This window comes from Prauserella shujinwangii (genome assembly GCF_003001955.1).
In the GTDB taxonomy this organism is placed as follows: domain Bacteria; phylum Actinomycetota; class Actinomycetes; order Mycobacteriales; family Pseudonocardiaceae; genus Qaidamihabitans; species Qaidamihabitans shujinwangii.
On record NZ_PVNH01000001.1, the window covers coordinates 298,180 to 313,494 of the forward strand.

Annotated in this window: 15 protein-coding genes; 9 read left to right on the plus strand and 6 right to left on the minus strand. The window is 74.1% G+C overall.

The annotated features are described in order from the left end of the window. Positions 1-33: 33 nt before the first annotated feature. Positions 34-546 carry an amino-acid N-acetyltransferase gene (locus B0I33_RS01325; protein WP_106176627.1) on the minus strand — a complete coding sequence of 171 codons (513 nt, stop codon included), beginning with the start codon at positions 544-546 and terminating at the stop codon, positions 34-36. A 185-nt stretch (positions 547-731) separates the two neighbouring features. On the opposite strand from B0I33_RS01325, the gene B0I33_RS01330 reads away from it, so the two are divergent. The 7 genes from B0I33_RS01330 to pspM all read left to right on the plus strand — a co-directional run bounded on the left by B0I33_RS01330 (position 732) and on the right by pspM (position 8,083). Further along, a complete protein-coding gene (locus B0I33_RS01330) occupies positions 732-2,786 on the plus strand; it encodes an acyltransferase family protein (protein ID WP_425440435.1) in 2,055 nt (684 codons plus the stop codon). Positions 2,787-2,810: 24 nt separating this feature from the next. Then, a complete protein-coding gene (rimO, locus tag B0I33_RS01335; protein WP_106176628.1) occupies positions 2,811-4,277 on the plus strand; it encodes a 30S ribosomal protein S12 methylthiotransferase RimO in 1,467 nt (488 codons plus the stop codon). Beyond that, the gene (gene pgsA / locus B0I33_RS01340; RefSeq protein ID WP_106176629.1) at positions 4,274-4,903 is read left to right on the plus strand and encodes a CDP-diacylglycerol--glycerol-3-phosphate 3-phosphatidyltransferase; all 630 of its coding nucleotides are present in this window, start codon (positions 4,274-4,276) and stop codon (positions 4,901-4,903) included. The genes rimO and pgsA overlap by 4 nt, the downstream gene beginning before the upstream one ends. Next, on the plus strand, positions 4,900-5,376 hold the full coding sequence (locus B0I33_RS01345; protein ID WP_106176630.1) for a CinA family protein: 477 nt from the start codon (positions 4,900-4,902) through the stop codon (positions 5,374-5,376). Before pgsA ends, B0I33_RS01345 begins: the two co-directional genes overlap by 4 nt. A 133-nt stretch (positions 5,377-5,509) precedes the next feature. Further along, entirely contained in the window at positions 5,510-5,968 is a 459-nt protein-coding gene (locus B0I33_RS01350) for a helix-turn-helix domain-containing protein (protein WP_106176631.1), read from the plus strand. 272 nt (positions 5,969-6,240) lie between these two features. Then, positions 6,241-7,104 (plus strand): PspA/IM30 family protein, encoded by an 864-nt coding sequence (locus B0I33_RS01355; RefSeq protein ID WP_106176632.1) that lies wholly within the window; start codon positions 6,241-6,243, stop codon positions 7,102-7,104. Positions 7,105-7,135: 31 nt separating this feature from the next. Then, a complete protein-coding gene (pspM, locus tag B0I33_RS01360) occupies positions 7,136-8,083 on the plus strand; it encodes a phage shock envelope stress response protein PspM (protein WP_106176989.1) in 948 nt (315 codons plus the stop codon). 120 nt (positions 8,084-8,203) lie between these two features. Here the strand turns inward: pspM and B0I33_RS01365 are convergent, their stop codons facing one another. The 5 genes from B0I33_RS01365 to B0I33_RS01385 all read right to left on the minus strand — a co-directional run bounded on the left by B0I33_RS01365 (position 8,204) and on the right by B0I33_RS01385 (position 13,073). Next, entirely contained in the window at positions 8,204-9,256 is a 1,053-nt protein-coding gene (locus B0I33_RS01365; protein WP_106176990.1) for a quinone-dependent dihydroorotate dehydrogenase, read from the minus strand. Between the two features lie 28 nt (positions 9,257-9,284). Then, on the minus strand, positions 9,285-9,851 hold the full coding sequence (locus B0I33_RS01370; protein WP_106176633.1) for a GNAT family N-acetyltransferase: 567 nt from the start codon (positions 9,849-9,851) through the stop codon (positions 9,285-9,287). A 315-nt stretch (positions 9,852-10,166) separates the two neighbouring features. Next, the gene (add, locus tag B0I33_RS01375) at positions 10,167-11,222 is read right to left on the minus strand and encodes an adenosine deaminase (RefSeq protein ID WP_106176634.1); all 1,056 of its coding nucleotides are present in this window, start codon (positions 11,220-11,222) and stop codon (positions 10,167-10,169) included. Between the two features lie 129 nt (positions 11,223-11,351). Then, complete coding sequence (locus tag B0I33_RS01380) at positions 11,352-12,155, minus strand: DNA-formamidopyrimidine glycosylase family protein (RefSeq protein ID WP_106176635.1); 804 nt, start codon at positions 12,153-12,155, stop codon at positions 11,352-11,354. Positions 12,156-12,158: 3 nt separating this feature from the next. Next, on the minus strand, positions 12,159-13,073 hold the full coding sequence (locus tag B0I33_RS01385; protein WP_106176636.1) for a ParA family protein: 915 nt from the start codon (positions 13,071-13,073) through the stop codon (positions 12,159-12,161). Between the two features lie 70 nt (positions 13,074-13,143). Here B0I33_RS01385 and B0I33_RS01390 point away from each other — a divergent pair, with 70 nt between their 5' ends. After that, the gene (locus B0I33_RS01390) at positions 13,144-13,902 is read left to right on the plus strand and encodes a class I SAM-dependent methyltransferase (RefSeq protein WP_106176637.1); all 759 of its coding nucleotides are present in this window, start codon (positions 13,144-13,146) and stop codon (positions 13,900-13,902) included. A 121-nt stretch (positions 13,903-14,023) separates the two neighbouring features. Next, positions 14,024-15,277: a DNA polymerase IV gene (locus B0I33_RS01395; RefSeq protein WP_106176638.1), complete on the plus strand. Its 1,254-nt coding sequence runs from the start codon at positions 14,024-14,026 to the stop codon at positions 15,275-15,277. Positions 15,278-15,315 lie beyond the last annotated feature (38 nt).

Genomic DNA, 15,315 nt, shown 5'->3' on the forward strand with positions numbered 1-15,315 from the left:
AGTCAAGACTATTCGAGTGATCACTCGAGACAATCACCCGGGACGGCGATCCAGCTCCAGCAGCATCCGGGTGTTGCCCAGGGTGTTCGGCTTGGCGAACGGCAGGTCCAGGAACTCGGCGACACCCTCGTCGGGCGAGCGCCGCAGCTCCTCGTACACCTCACGCGGGACCGGGGTGCCGTCGATCGCCACGAAGCCGTGCCGCTGGAAGAACTCCGTCTCGAAGGTGAGCACGAAGATGCGCGGCACCCCGAGCTCGCGGGCCAGCGCGATCAGCGCGCGCACCAGGGCGTGCCCGATGCCCCGCCCCCGCATCGCCCGGTCGACGGCCACCGTGCGGATCTCGGCCAGGTCCTCCCACAGCACGTGCAGCGCCCCGCAGCCGACCACCTCGCCGCCGAGCTCGGCCACCCAGAACTCCTGCACGTCCTCGAAGAGCGTCACGAGGTTCTTCTCGAGCAGCACCTTGCCCGCATCGGCGTCGACGAGCCGTTTGATCGAGCGGACGTCCGCGATGCGGGCGCGGCGGATGTGCGGGGTCTCCACGTGCGCAGACGCTATCCGGTCTCGATTCGGTCACCGCGCAGGGTGCTCGGCAAACCCGCGTGCCGCCGCGCGCGTGGCATCAGGTAGACACTTTCGAGTGACATGACCGGGTCCGGCGTTCCGGCCCGGAGCTGGTCGGCGCATCGGCCAGAGGGACGTGAGGGGGAGCAGTGGCCGGTGTGACCGTGGATGTGCGTGGCGTGCCGGGCGGCGCCGGTGCGGTCGTTCCCGCCGAAGGCGCCCAGGCGGCGCGCTCCTACCGCCCCGAACTGCAGGGGCTGCGCGCGCTCGCGGCCCTGCTGGTGGTGGCCTACCACGTGTGGTTCGACCGCGTCTCCGGCGGCGTGGACGTGTTCTTCCTCATCTCCGGCTTCCTCGTCACCGGCCAGCTCGTCCGCGCCAGCTCGCGGGGCGGCATCCGGTTCGGCCCGCTGTGGGGCCGGATGATCAAGCGGCTGTTCCCGGCCGCGCTGACCGTGCTCGTCGCCGTCGTCGCCGCCTCCGTGCTGCTGCTGCCGGAGGACCGCTGGCTGCAGACGATCCGCGAGGTCGTCGCGTCCGCCCTGTACGTGGAGAACTGGCGGCTGGCCGCGGACTCGGTGGACTACTTCGCCGAGCACAACACCGCCAGCGTCGTGCAGCACTACTGGTCGCTGTCCATCCAGGGCCAGTTCTACGTCGTCTGGCCGCTGCTCGTGGCCCTGGTCGCGGTCGCAGCCCGCGCGGCGGGCCGCTCGCCGCGGGCGGTCCTCGGCGGCACGCTCACGGTCGTGTTCGCCGCGTCGCTCACCTACTCCGTCCGGCTGACCGCGGCCGACCAGCCGCTCGCGTACTTCCACTCGCTGACCCGCGTCTGGGAGTTCGCGCTCGGCGGCCTGCTGGCACTGGCCATCCAGACGATCGTGCTCCCGCGCGGGCTGCGGATCGTCCTCGGCTGGGCCGGGGTCGCCGGCCTCGTCGCCTGCGGCATGGTGCTGCAGGTCGGCAGCTCCTTCCCGGGGTTCGCCGCGCTGTGGCCGACGGGAGCCGCGCTGCTCGTCCTCGTCGCGGGCGCGACGCACAGCAGGGTGGGCGCCGACCTGGTCCTCGGCTCCCGGCCACTGGAGTACCTCGGCAACCTCAGCTACGCGCTGTACCTGTGGCACTGGCCCGTGCTGCTGTTCTACCTCGTCGTGCGCGACCGCACGGAGGTCGGTCTCGTCGGCGGTGCGGGCATCGTGGCGCTGTCCCTCGCGCTCGCCGCCCTGACCTACCACCTCGTCGAGGAGCCGCTGCGCCGCTCGCGCATCGGCACCGTCCGCAGCCGCGGCGCCTACGTCTTCGGGGCACTCGCGCTGGTGCCGGTGCTGGTGGCCGCGGGCGCCTGGCAGATGCTGGCCACGGAGCGGGCCGCGGCCTCCGCGCAAGCGGCGGGCGGCGGGGCGCATCCGGGCGCGCTGGCCCGCACCCCGGCGTACGCCGGTGAGGCGCCCGCCGAGGCCGACCCGGTGCCCTCGCTCGTCGCCCTGCCGGAGGACTGGGTGAACTTCTCCTCCGGCGGCTGCCGGTACTCGCCGCGCCACGAGGAGCTGCAGCTGTGCACCGCCGGCTACACCGGGCCCGGCCCGAGCAGGCGGATCGTGCTGGTCGGCGACTCGCACATGCAGCAGTTCGCCGGTGCCTTCCTGCCGGTGGCGCAGCGGCGCGGCTGGCAGCTGACCACCATGCTGAAGGGCGCGTGCCCGTTCTCGACGGTGGCCGAGGTGCCGCCGCACAGCCCGGCCTGCGCGTCGTGGACCGACGCGGCCGCGGCCGAGATCCTCGCCCTGCGCCCGGACGCCGTCGTGACGCTCGCCAGCCGGAACGTGCGGCCCGGCCGCACCGAGGTCACCCCGCCCGGGTTCGTCGAGCGCTGGCGCCAGCTCGCCGCGGCGGGCATCCGCGTGTTCGCCGTGCGGGACAACGCCAAGCACGACTTCTCGCCGCCCCGCTGCTACGCGGCGAAGGGACCCGGCGCGCCCGAGTGCGCCACCCCGCGCGCGGAGCTGTTCGCGCCGACGGCGCCGTACGAGACCCTTCCCGGCGTGCCGCCCACCGTGACCTTCCTCGACTTCACCGACCAGTTCTGCACCGAGACCGCCTGCCCGCCGGTGGTCGGCAACGTGTTCGTGCACATGGATCCCGGCCACATCAGCGGCACGTTCATGCGCACCCTGGCGCCGTTGGTGGAGCAGCGGGTCGTGGCGGCGACCGGCTGGTGAGACCCGGCGGTTACCCTGGTCGGCGTGTCTTCCTCTCCCGCTCCCGAACCGTCCCCGGAGGGCCGCCGGGTCGCTCTGCTGACCCTGGGCTGCGCCCGGAACGAGGTCGACTCCGAGGAGCTGGCGGGCCGGCTCGCCGCCGGCGGCTGGCAGCTCTCGGGCGATCCGGAGGACAGTGACGTCGTCGTGGTCAACACGTGCGGCTTCGTGGAGTCGGCGAAGAAGGACTCCGTGGACACGCTGCTCGCCGCGGCCGACACCGGGGCCAAGGTCGTCGCCGTCGGCTGCCTGGCCGAACGCTACGGCGCCGAGCTCGCGGAGAGCCTGCCCGAGGCCGACGCCGTGCTCGGCTTCGACCACTACCCGGACCTCGCGGACCGGCTCGGCGATGTCGTGGCCGGCCGCGCCGTGGCCGCGCACACCCCCACCGACCGGCGCACGCTGCTGCCGATCAGCCCGGTTCGGCGGCCCGAGGCCTCCGGCAGCGTGCCGGTGCCGGGCCATGGGCAGCAGGGCCGGAACGGCCAGGGCGCGCGCGTGCTGCGCACCCGCCTCGACGACGCCCCGGTGGCCGCGCTGAAGATCGCCTCCGGCTGCGACCGGCGCTGCTCGTTCTGCGCCATCCCCTCGTTCCGTGGCTCGTTCACCTCGCGCCACCCGGACGACATCCTCGCCGAGGCGGCGTGGCTGGCCGAGCACGGCGCGCGTGAGCTGTTTCTGGTCAGCGAGAACTCCACCTCCTACGGCAAGGACCTCGGCCGGGAGAACGGCGGCACCCGGGCGCTGGAGCGGCTGCTGCCGAGGCTGGCCGCCGTGCCCGGGATCGACCGCGTGCGCGTGTCGTACCTGCAGCCCGCCGAGACGCGCCCGGACCTGGTCCGCACGATCGCGACCACACCCGGCGTCGCGCCGTACTTCGACCTGTCGTTCCAGCACGCGAGCGAGACCGTGCTGCGCCGCATGCGCCGGTTCGGCTCCACCGGTTCGTTCCTCGCGCTGATCGAGCAGATCCGCGCGCTCGAGCCCGCCGCGGGCATCCGGACCAATGTCATCGTGGGCTTCCCCGGTGAGACCGAGGCCGACGTGGCCGAGCTGGAACGCTTCCTGACGGCCGCGCGGCTCGACGCCGTCGGCGTCTTCGGCTACTCCGATGAGGACGGCACCGAGGCGGAGTCCCTCCCCGGCAAGGTCGACCCGGACACGATCGCGGAGCGGGTCACGCGGGTGTCGTCGCTCGTGGAGGAGCTCACCGCCCAGCGCGCCGAGGACCGCGTCGGCGAGCACGTCGACGTCCTGGTGGAGTCGGTGCAGACGGGGCAGGACTGCACCGGCCGGGCCGCGCACCAGGCGCCCGAGGTCGACGGCGAGTGCGTCGTGCTCGACACGGGGGAGCGGGCCGTGGGGGAGCTGGTCCGGTGCGAGGTCGTCGCCAGCGAGGGTGTCGACCTGATCGTGCGGCCGGTGACCCCGGCCGCGGACGGCGGCCGGTGAGCTCGGTGGCTCCCGGGCCCGCCGGGGCGGACGGGGAGGAGCCGGCAGCCGGCCCGGCGCCCGCGGCGGCCCGCACGCTGAACGTCGCGAACCTGCTGACGCTGTCGCGGCTGGTGCTGGTGCCGCTGTTCGTCGCCGCGCTGCTCGTGGACGACGGCGCCGCCTGGCGCTACGTGGCGGCCGGGCTGTTCGCGCTCGCGGCGCTGACCGACCGCATCGACGGCTGGGTCGCCCGCAAGTACGACCTGATCACCGACTTCGGCAAGGTCGCCGACCCCATCGCGGACAAGGCGCTCATCGGCGCCGCCCTGGTGGGGCTCTCCGCGCTCGGCGAGCTGCCGTGGTGGGTCACGATCGTCATCGCCGTCCGGGAGCTCGGCGTCACCCTGCTCCGGTTCTGGGTCATCCGGTACGGGGTGATCCCGGCCAGCCGGGGTGGCAAGGCCAAGACCATGGCGCAGATCGTGGCCATCGGGCTGTACCTGCTGCCACTGCCGGCGGCGCTCGACCCCCTGCGCTGGGCCGTGCTTGGCTTCGCGCTGCTCCTGACGGTCGCCACCGGGCTCGACTACGTGGTCCGCGCGGTCCGGCTGCGGGCCGGGGCCCGGGGAGCCGTGTCCCGGTGAACGGGCGCCCCGCGGCCGGGGTCGTGGCCGAGCTCACGCGGCGCGGCGAGACCGTCGCCACCGCGGAGTCGCTCACGGCCGGGCTGGTGTGCGCCGCGCTCACCGACATCCCGGGGGCGAGCGCGGTCGTGCGGGGCGGGCTGGTCGTCTACGCCACCGACCTCAAGAGCAGCCTCGCCGGGGTGGATGCCGCGCTGCTCGCCGAGCGCGGAGCGGTGCATCCCGAGGTCGCGGCCCGGCTGGCGGAGGGCGCCAGGGACCGCTGCGGCGCCGACTGGGGGCTGGGGCTCACCGGCGTGGCGGGGCCCGACCCGCAGGACGGCGTCGCGCCCGGCACCGTGCACGTCGGCCTCGCCGGGCCGGGGACGCGGACGACCCGCACGCTCCGGCTGGCCGGCGACCGGCACGCCGTGCGGGCCGCGGCGGTGACGGCCGCCCTCGACCTGCTGTCGACGGCGCTGGCGGGCCGTTGACCTGCGTACTCGGGGAGTGTCCCGGAACAAACGGCGGCGCCGGGACGTTCGCTCTTGGCGGACGCCCCACGCAGAACCTGCGTTCTGTCGCCCGATCTCGGTACCGTGGGGCCTAGTCGAAGGGAGGCGCGTGATGACCGTGCTGTTGCGTGAGGCGATCGGTGATCGGCTCCGTCATGCCCGCACCAACAAGCGCCGTACGCTGCGCGACATCTCCCGCGCCGCCCGGGTGAGCCTCGGCTACCTCTCGGAGGTCGAGCGGGGGCAGAAGGAGGCGTCGAGCGAGCTGCTGGCGTCGATCTGCGAGGCCCTCGAGCTTCCGCTGGCCGAGCTGCTGCGCAACGTCGCCGCCGACGTGTCCGCTCTCGACGGTGTCGACAGCCCGGGGGTCGACGAGCGACCCGCCGAGCCCGCCGGCAAGCGTACCGCTCCCGCCGCGGGCGACGGCCGTGGTTTCGAGGGCGGCCGGATGGTGTCCCAGGTGGTCGGCACCGACCTGACGGACCTGCGCACCGCCACCGGCCCGCGGATGTCCACCGCGCTGCGGACCACGATCAGCGCACCGAAGGCGAAGGCGGTCCTGGCCGCCTGACCTGGGAAATCGTCCCGCCGCCGGGCAGCCGCGGACCGTGGCGCCCGGCGGCGGCCGTGTGTGCGGCGGGATGCGCGCCCCCGAGGACGCACGGGGCATCTCAGGGCCAACCCTGAATTCCCCCCGGGTCGCCTGGAACGGCGACCGCTGACCTGACACGATGGAACCCGACACCGGCGTGACACGTTGCCAGTGAGAGCAGGGGAGCGCGGCGTGCCACCCCGATCATCCGGTGGGCAAGCACGTGGATCGTGAGAAGGCAGGCGGAGGAGATGGCCAACCCTTTCGTGAAGTTCTGGAAGTACCTCATGGCGGCGTTCTCGTCGAAGGTCGATGAGTACGCCGACCCGAAGGTGCAGATCCAGCAGGCCATCGAGGAGGCGCAGCGCAATCACCAGGCGCTCTCCCAGCAGGCCGCGTCGGTCATCGGCAACCAGCGGCAGCTGGAGATGAAGCTGAACCGCCAGCTGGGCGAGGTGGAGAAGCTGCAGGCGTCCACCCGGCAGGCGCTCGTCCTCGCCGACGAGGCGAGGTCGAAGGGCGACGAGCAGAAGGCGACCGAGTTCGAGAACGCCGCCGAGGGGTTCGCCGCGCAGCTGGTGACCGCGGAGCAGAGCATCGAGGACCTCAAGACGCTGCACGACCAGGCGTTGCAGGCGGCCGAGCAGGCGAAGCAGGCCGTGGAGCGCAACGCCACCATGCTCCAGCAGAAGCTGGCCGAGCGGACCAAGCTGCTCTCGCAGCTGGAGCAGGCCAAGATGCAGGAGCAGGTGTCGGCCTCGCTCACGCAGATGAGCGAGCTGGCGGCGCCCGGCAACACGCCGTCCCTCGACGAGATCCGCGACAAGATCGAGAAGCGCTACACCACGGCGCTCGGTTCGGCGGAGCTGGCGCAGAACTCGGTGCAGGGCCGCATGCTGGAGGTGCAGCACTCCACCACCCAGCTCGCCGGGCACAACCGGCTGGAGCAGATCCGCGCCTCGCTCAAGGGCGACTCGGTCGCCCAGGTCACCGACGGTGCCTCGGCGCAGCAGACCCAGCAGGCCGAGCAGGCCAAGCCCGCCGCGTCCAATGCGGACATTCAGCGGGAGATCCAGGCCCGCGTGCAAGCCGAGCAGCAGAAGAACCAGGCGTAACGCGACCGCGCCGGTCGGGAACGGACGGATGATGGGGTCGGGCAGACGAGATTTCAGCGAGTTCAACGCGAAGCTGGAAAAGCACATCGAGCGCCTGCCCGACTACGCGCAGCGCGCGCAGGAGAAACTGCAGCGCTACTTCCCGCAGAACGGGCAGCAGGGCGGCCCTCGCGCGAGCGGGCGCGGCGGGCCGCCGCAGCAGCGCTCGTCGCGGCTGCCCCGGCAGATCCCGCAGGTCGACCTTGCGATGGTCGCGGAGGTGCGGGACAAGTGGTCGCGCTGGAACGAGCCGGCCGCCAAGCTGGAGCGCCGCAAGCGCCGCACCTCGCGCGCGATGACGCTGTGGCTGGTGCTGTCGCTGCTCAGCGTGCTGTTCGCCGTCGCGGGCTACGCGGGGCTGCTCAGCGGCAACGAGGGTTTCGCGGGCGCGTTCGGCGCGATCACCGCGGCCGTCGTTTTCGGGACGCTGACCGTCCGCTCCGGGCTGAAACTGCGCACGCTCAACCGCACCGAGGTGCCGGTGAGCACCGCCCCGCCGAAGCTGCCACCACCCGGCTCGGCGGCGCGGGAACCGATGGAGCGGCTGGCGGAGAGCGAGGCGTCGCTGACCGAGCTGCTGCGCCAGCTCACCGTCCCGGCGCCCGGCGCGCCCGCGGCGGTGCCCGAGGTGTCGGTCGAGGACGCCCGGGCCACCGCCACCGAGGCGGCGGCCACCCTGCGCGGGCTGGCGGCCCGGATCCAGGCGGTCGAGCGGGCGCGGGACACCGCGAGCGCGGCCGACCGGCCCGCGCTCGAGTCGGCCGTGCACGCCCTGCGTGAACAGCTCGACGACGGCGTGGAGGGCTACGCCGGGCTGGTGGCCGCGGCGGGCCGCGCCGTGGCGGCGAGCAGCGGCGGGGTGCAGCCCGCGAAGGACTCGCTCACCGACGCCACCGACCGCCTCGCCGGGCTGGCCCTCGCACTGCGCGAACTGTCCTGACCCGCTCCCGGCTGACGCGCGAGTGCTGCGTCCAGGACCGCGAGTGCCCCGCTCGATGCGGCGAGCTCCCTGTTCCCGCAGCGGGACTTCGCGGATCGGAGCGGCGGACTCGCGGGCTGTTCAGCGGTGGGCTGCCGCGGCGCGGGCCACCCGGCGCACCAGGCCCGGGCCGTGCAGGGCGAGACCGGTGTAGAGCTGCACGAGGCTCGCGCCCGCGTCGAGCATCCGCGTCACGTCGTCCGGGCCGAGGATGCCGCCGACCCCGATCACCGGCAGCCGGTCGCCTGCCTCCTCGCTGACGAACCGCACCACGTCACACGCCCGCGCCGCCAGCGGCCGCCCGGACAGACCGCCCGGCTCGCGCGCCAGGCGGGCCTCGGCGTCCGCCACGCCGTCGCGGCTCAGCGTCGTGTTGGTGGCGATGAGGCCCGCGACGTCGTGCTCGACGCACACCTCCAGCAGCTCGGCCAGCGCCTCGTCGGACAGGTCGGGCGCCACCTTCACCAGCAGCGGCGTGGGCTCGCGTCCGGCCCGCTCCGCCAGCGACACCGCCGTGCCGCGCAGCTCGGTGAGCAGCTCCGCGAGTGCGGCGCGGTCCTGCAGCGAGCGCAGGCCTGCCGTGTTCGGCGAGCTGACGTTGATGGCCACGTAGTCGGCGAACCGGTCGAGCGCCCGCAGCGAGTAGCAGTAGTCGGACACCGCGTCCTCCAGCGCGGCGGCCTTCGACTTGCCGATGCTGATCCCGAGCGGCACTCCGGGCGGGCCGCCCGCGGCGAGGCGGGCCGCCAGCGCGTCGGCTCCCGCGTTGTTGAACCCCATCCGGTTGATCACCGCGTCGCTGCCGGGCAGGACGAACAGCCGCGGCTTCGGGTTGCCCGGCTGCGGCAGCCGGGTCACGGTGCCCACCTCGACGAACCCGAAACCCAGCGCGGGCCAGGCCCGCAGGGCGCGCCCGTCCTTGTCCATGCCCGCCGCCAGACCGACGCGGCCGGGAAACCGGACCCCGAACACGGTCACGGGGTCGGGCACCGCGTAGCGGCGGCGCAGCGCGGCCAGGGCGGGCGGCGCGGCCGAGAGCCGTTCCAGCGCCCGGACCGTGCGCTCGTGCACCACCTCAGGGTCGTTTTTGCCCGCGCGGTACAGCGCCGGGCGGACGATCTTGTCGAACAGCACGGCACCATGCTGCCGCATGCTCCGCACGTCACCGCACGGGGCGGGCCCTCCACTCGTCTTCGAGCATCGCGAACACCAGCTCGTCGGTCCACTCGCCCTTGACGATCTCGTTCTGCCGCAGGTGCGCCTCCTGTCGCATGCCCAGCCGCCGCAGCACCGCGGCCGAGCGCGTGTTGCGGCCGTCGCACCGGCCGACGATGCGGCGCAGCCCTAGCCCTTCGAAGCCCATCCGGAGCAGCTCCACGGCCGCCTCGGAGGCGAAGCCGTTGCCGTGGTGGTCGGGGTGGAACACGAAGCCGATCTCGCCCTGCCGGTGCCGCTCGCTGACCCACTCGAGGTGGACGTCGCCGATCAGCTCGCCCGTGTCGGCGCGCTCGACCGCGAGCCCGAGCACGTCGCCGCCCTTTTCGAAGGCACCGCAGCGCATCCGCTTCGCCAGTGCCGTCGCCGTCTCCTCCCGCGAGCGGGGATCCCAGTAGAGGTAGCGCGTGACGTCGGGCCGGGACTGCAGGGCGTGCAGCGCGTCCAGGTCGTCGGGGCGGAAGGGGCGCAGGAGCAGCCGATCGGTGCCGATCGGGAACCGGGGGCGGTACATGAGCCGACCTTAGGGGTCCGCCCGTTCGTCCCGGACGGGGTCCGGCCTGCGGTGACCGGGGCCGGACGAGGAAGACCCCCGACGCGGCTCCCGGCCGTCGTCAGCCGGCCGGGCCCGGGTCGGACTGGTTCCCGGGAGCGTCGGGGGTCCGGTGACTGCCTGGTATTCGCCGGCAGACACACGTGTCACAGGTGGCCGAAGCCGTGCCCTGTGCGGCGAGTCCAGATACACGTGCCGTCCGTCAGCGGACAGCCACCTCACGAGTCCTGTCGTTCTTCAACGTCGGACCACCTCCCTTCTCGTGTACCGGAAACGCTAGGCGAGTGGTTCCGGCCTCGGCAACCGGATTTGCGCGGCGGTGACCCGGTCGATCTCGGCGAGGAGCGCCGTTCTGCGGGGTTCCGGCAGGAACGACGCGCGGACGGAGGCCCGCGCCAGGTCGGCGATCTCGGCGGGGGTGAGGCCGAGCGCCGAGGCCACCGCGAGGTACTCGCCGTCGAGGGTGGCACCGAACATCGGCGGATCGTCGGTGTTGAGCGTCACCGGCACGCCGTGGTCGAGGAGCCTGCGCACGGGGTGTGCCCCGATCGACGCGACCTGCCGGGTGCGCACGTTGGACGTCGGGCAGACCTCCAGCGCGATGTCGCGCTCGCGCAGGTACTCCAGCAGCCGGGGGTCGGTCGCGCTGCCGATGCCGTGCCCGACGCGGTCCGCGCCGAGATCGTGGACGGCGGACCAGACGGTGGCCGGGCCGGTGGTCTCGCCCGCGTGCGGCACGCTGCGCAGGCCTGCCTCCCTGGCGGCGGTGAAGAACGGGGCGAACTGGGCGCGGCCCACGCCCACCTCCGGCCCGCCGAGGCCGAACGACACCAGCCCCTCCGGGCGCTCACGCAGGGCGAACACGAGCGTCTCCCGGCCCGCCTTGGTGCCCTTCTCCCCGGGGATGTCGAAGCACCACGCCAGTTCCACACCGTGCTCGGCGGCGGCCTCGGCGCGGCCGCTGGCCAGCCCGCTGAGCAGCTCGTCCCCGGGCATGCCGTCGAGCAGGTGGTTGTACGGGGTGACGGTGACCTCCGCGTAGCGGCAGTTCTGCCGGGCCAGGTCCGCGGCGAGCCCGACCACCAGCTCATGGATGTCGGCGCGGTCCCGCAGGAGGGACTGCACGGCCCAGTAGACGGTGAGGAAATGGTCGAAGTCGCGGAAGGTGAACCACCGCGCCAGCTCGGCGGGATCGGTGGGGACACCGGACCCGGGGTGGCGGCGGGCGAGCGCCGCCACCGTGCCCGGCCGGGCGGAGCCGACCAGGTGGACGTGCAACTCGACCTTGGGCAGGGCGGCGACGAGGGCGCGCAGGGACGCGGGAACGGGCATGGGGAACTCCCTGGGAACGAGGTGGACGGCGTGCCGTTGCGGAAGGCGCGCGGCGATCAGGGAGCGAGATCGCCGCGCTCGCGGTCGCTGCCGTACAGCGGCAGCTTGTACGCCGTCACGGCCCGCAGTCTAGCGGGCCGGTGCCGGTCCCGGCTGGCACGCGGGACAGAACCAGGTCGGCCTGCCCTCGCGCCCGGCGCCCTGCGTGGCCACGCGGACCCGCCCGCCGCAGCGGAAGCAGCCCTGCCTGGTGCGCTCGTACACCCAGTTCCGCCTGCCCCTGGCGAGCTCGCCGGTGGTGCTCTGCTCGGGCCGCCAGGCGTTGGCCAGCAACAGCCTGCGGGCCAGTGCCACCACTCGTTCGGCGTCCACTTCGGACACCGGGGTCCACGGGGTGACCCCGAGCAGGAAACACGCCTCGGTCTTGTACAGGTTGCCGACTCCCGCCATGACCCGCTGGTCGAGCAGCGCGAGTCCGAGCTCGCGCCCGGGGTCGGCGGCCAGTGCCGCCGCCGCCCGCCGCGCGTGCTCGTCCGTCCACTCCGGATCGAGCAGGTCCGGGCCGAGGTGCCCGACGAGCCGCGACTCGTCCGGTGTGCGGAGCAGCTCCAGGTCGTGCACGCGGAACCCGACCACGTTCGCCTCGGCGTTGTCCAGGATCACGCGGGCGTGGTGACCGGGCGCGGTCCACCGCGCGCCGGGCCGGAACACCCGCCACGACCCGTCCATGCGCAGGTGGCTGTGCAGGCTCAGCTCCCCGGAGAACCGCACGAACAGGTGCTTGCCGACCGTGCGGACGTCCGTGACCGTGCGCCCGGCGAGGTCCACCGTCGCCAGCGCCGGGTGCCGGAAGTCGGTGCGCACGAGCGTCGTTCCGGCCAGTGCCGCACCGAGGGTCCGGCCGGTGCGGAAGACGGTGTCGCCCTCGGGCACCGGTCAGCCGATCTCGCGCTCGGCGAACTCCCGGATCGCGGGGAACTCCGACGTGGTCTCGGCCTCGCCCACCTCGCCCGCCCCGCCTGTCCCGGGATGCTCGTCGGGCTCGTCGTCCGCCAGCCGGTGCCTGCCTGCCCTGCTGGACCGCAGGATCTTCGCGAGCACCATGTTGAACGTGAGCGCGATCTCCTGGGCGCCGGGGGAGTGCCACTCGTGGATCGGCGTGCAGGCGCCCTGGGCCTGCTGCACCGCCAGCCGGTCGGGGATGGCCGTCGGCATGACGAGCCTGCCGAACGACTCGCGCAGCTCCGCGATCCGGTACTGGTGCTCGTAGGAGCGCACCCGCAGGCGGTTCACCAGCACGCCGACCGGCCGCAGCCTCGGGTTGTGCTCGGCGCGGATCGCCTCGATGGCCTCCAGCGCGCGCTCGGCGCCGGCCACGGCGTACATCGTCGGCTCGGTGACCAGCAGGGCGCTGTCGGCGGCGATGAGCGCCGAGCGGGTGAGCCTGCCCAGCGAAGGGGGGCAGTCCAGGATCGCGATCTCGTACGGCTCACCGCGCGGCGATCCGCGCAGCTCGTCGAGCGCGCGGGCGAGGTTGTCCATGCGCTTGCTGTCCGGGCCCGGCTCGTTCAGCAGCTCCAGCTCCTCGGAGCCGACGAGCACGTCGAGCCGGTCGCTCCACGCGCTTGGCGCGATCGCCTGGTCCAGCACGGCCAGGCGCGGCGTCTCCAGCACCTCCGCGAGCGTCGCGTCGGTCAGCGGCGGGTCGAGCGAGGCGGTGGCGTTGCCCTGCGGGTCGAGGTCGCCCACGAGCGTGCGGGCGCCCCTGCGCAGCGCGGCGGAGGCGATACCGAGCGCAACCGTCGTCTTGCCGACGCCTCCCTTGAGGCTGAGTACGGCGACCGTGTGCACCCCCCGAGCGTAGCCGGTGCCGCGCGGTCGAGGTGAGAACCCGCACCCGGCCCAACTAGGGTTACGCCCCATGCGAGCGGAGACATCGACCGGCCACGGATCGGCGGTCGTGCGGCGGGTGCTGGAGGCCGAGCTGCGGGACGCGCGAGCCAGGAGCGGCGACCGGCCGAGGGTGGTCGACGTCGGCGGCGGCAGCGGCGTCTGGGCGGTGCCGTTCGCCTCCGAAGGATGCCTGGTCACGGTGGTGGAGCCGAACCCGAACGCACTCGCCACGCTCGAGCGGAGGGCGAAGGAGGAGGGCGTCTCCGGCCGGATCACCGTCGTCGCCGACGACGCCGACGCGCTCGGCGAGCACGTCGCGCCGGGCTCCGCCGACCTGGTGCTGGCGCACGGGCTGCTGGAGATCGTCGACGACCCGGCCGCCGCCGCGGCGGCGCTGGCGCGGGCGGTGGCGCCCGGTGGCGCGGTGTCGGTGCTGGTGGCCAACCGGCACGCCGCGGCGCTGCACCGCGCGCTGGCGGGGCGGCTCGGCGAGGCCCACCGGCTGCTCACCGGCGCCCACGGCGTGCTGACCGAGGACGGCGAGACGCTGCTGCGCCGGTTCGACACCCCGGGGCTGGAGGCGCTGCTGTCGGCGGCGGGCCTGGAGATCGCGCTGCTGCAGGGCGACGGCGTGGTGGCCGACGCGCTGCACGGCACGGCGCTGGGCACGGACGCCTCCGGTTCGGGGGAGCAGGACCTCGCCGACTTCGAGGCCGCCGCCGCGGCCGTCCCGCCGCTGCGGGACGTGGCGAGCAGGCTGCACGCGCTGGCCCGCCTCCGCCGCTGAACGCCGGGTCCGTCCGCGTGTCCGCGGCCTGGGCACGCGTGCCCGCGCCGTGCGACGCCGACACGCGTGCCCGGTCCGCGGACACGGCGCGGTTGTCGGTGCGCGCGGCTACGGTGTCGGCGTGGGAAGGAACACGGGGCTGCCCGCCGAGTTCGCCCGGTTCCGCGTCACCCCGGACACCGACCCGGCGGACCGGCCGGACGACACGGGATGCGGGCTGCTGCACGTCGACATGGACGCGTTCTTCGCGGCGGTGGAGCTGCGCACCCGGCCCGAGCTCGCCGACCGGCCGGTGGTCGTCGCCGGCTCCGGGCCACGCTCCGTCGTCCTGTCCGCGAACTACCCGGCGCGGCGGTACGGGGTGCGCTCCGCGATGCCGGTCGGGGCGGCGCGGAAGCTGTGCCCGCACGCCGTGTACCTCCCGCCCACCCGCGGCCTCTACAGCGAGGTCTCCCGCGGTGTGCTGGCGCTGTTCCGGGAGCTCACCCCGCTCGTGGAGCCGCTGAGCCTCGACGAGGCGTTCCTCGACGTCAGCGGGGCGCTGCGGCGGCTCGGCAGCACACCGGCGGAGATCGGCGAGAGCCTCCGCCGCGCGGTCGCCGCCGAGCACGGCATCACCTGCTCCGTCGGGGTGGCCGGGGTGAAGTTCGTCGCCAAGCTCGCCTCCGGGATGGCGAAGCCGGACGGCATGGTGGTGGTGCCCGTCGACCGCACACTGGAGTTCCTGCACCCGCTGCCCGTGTCGGCGCTGTGGGGCGTCGGGCAGAAGACGGCCGAGCACCTGCGGCAGCTGGGGCTGGACACGATCGCCGATGTCGCGAGGGCGCCGCTCGACCGGCTGCGGCGCTCGCTGGGCACGGCGCTGGGGGAGCATCTGCACGCCCTGGCGCACGGCCGGGACGACCGTGCGGTGGTGCCGGAGGCGGAGGAGAAGTCGATCGGGGCCGAACGCACCTTCGACGTCGACCACCACGACCGGCGAGTGCTGGAGCGGGAGCTGTTGCGGCTGGCGGAACGCGTCGCCGCGACGATGCGTGCCAAGGGACTGCGCGGCCGGACCGTGTCGATCAAGGTCCGGTTCGCCGACTTCCGCACGATCACCCGCGCCCGCACGCTGTTCGCCGCCACGGACGTGGCCAGGGACCTGCACGCCACGGCGGTGGCACTGCTGGAGGAGGCGGCCTCGGGGGCGGCCGTCCGGCTGATCGGGCTGCGGGTGGAGGGCCTGACCCAGGACTCCGATCCGGAGCAGCTCACCTTCGCGCGGCCCGAGCCGCGGTGGCGGGACGCGGAGGTGGCGGCGGACGTGGCGCGCTCGAAGTTCGGGGCGGGTGCGGTGCGGCCCGCCTCCCTGCTGTCGCCCGATGAGGGGTGAGTTGTGTCGCTCTTCGGGGGCCGCGTGGTCGTTCCGGG

Coding starts and splice junctions, on each gene's coding strand:
- add (WP_106176634.1), bottom strand. CDS start 11,222: ATGCCCGTTCCCGCGTCCCTGCGCGCCCTCGTCGCCGCCCTGCCCAAG.
- pspM (WP_106176989.1), top strand. CDS start 7,136: ATGGGGTCGGGCAGACGAGATTTCAGCGAGTTCAACGCGAAGCTGGAA.
- B0I33_RS01390 (WP_106176637.1), top strand. CDS start 13,144: ATGCGAGCGGAGACATCGACCGGCCACGGATCGGCGGTCGTGCGGCGG.
- B0I33_RS01355 (WP_106176632.1), top strand. CDS start 6,241: ATGGCCAACCCTTTCGTGAAGTTCTGGAAGTACCTCATGGCGGCGTTC.
- B0I33_RS01370 (WP_106176633.1), bottom strand. CDS start 9,851: ATGTACCGCCCCCGGTTCCCGATCGGCACCGATCGGCTGCTCCTGCGC.
- B0I33_RS01350 (WP_106176631.1), top strand. CDS start 5,510: ATGACCGTGCTGTTGCGTGAGGCGATCGGTGATCGGCTCCGTCATGCC.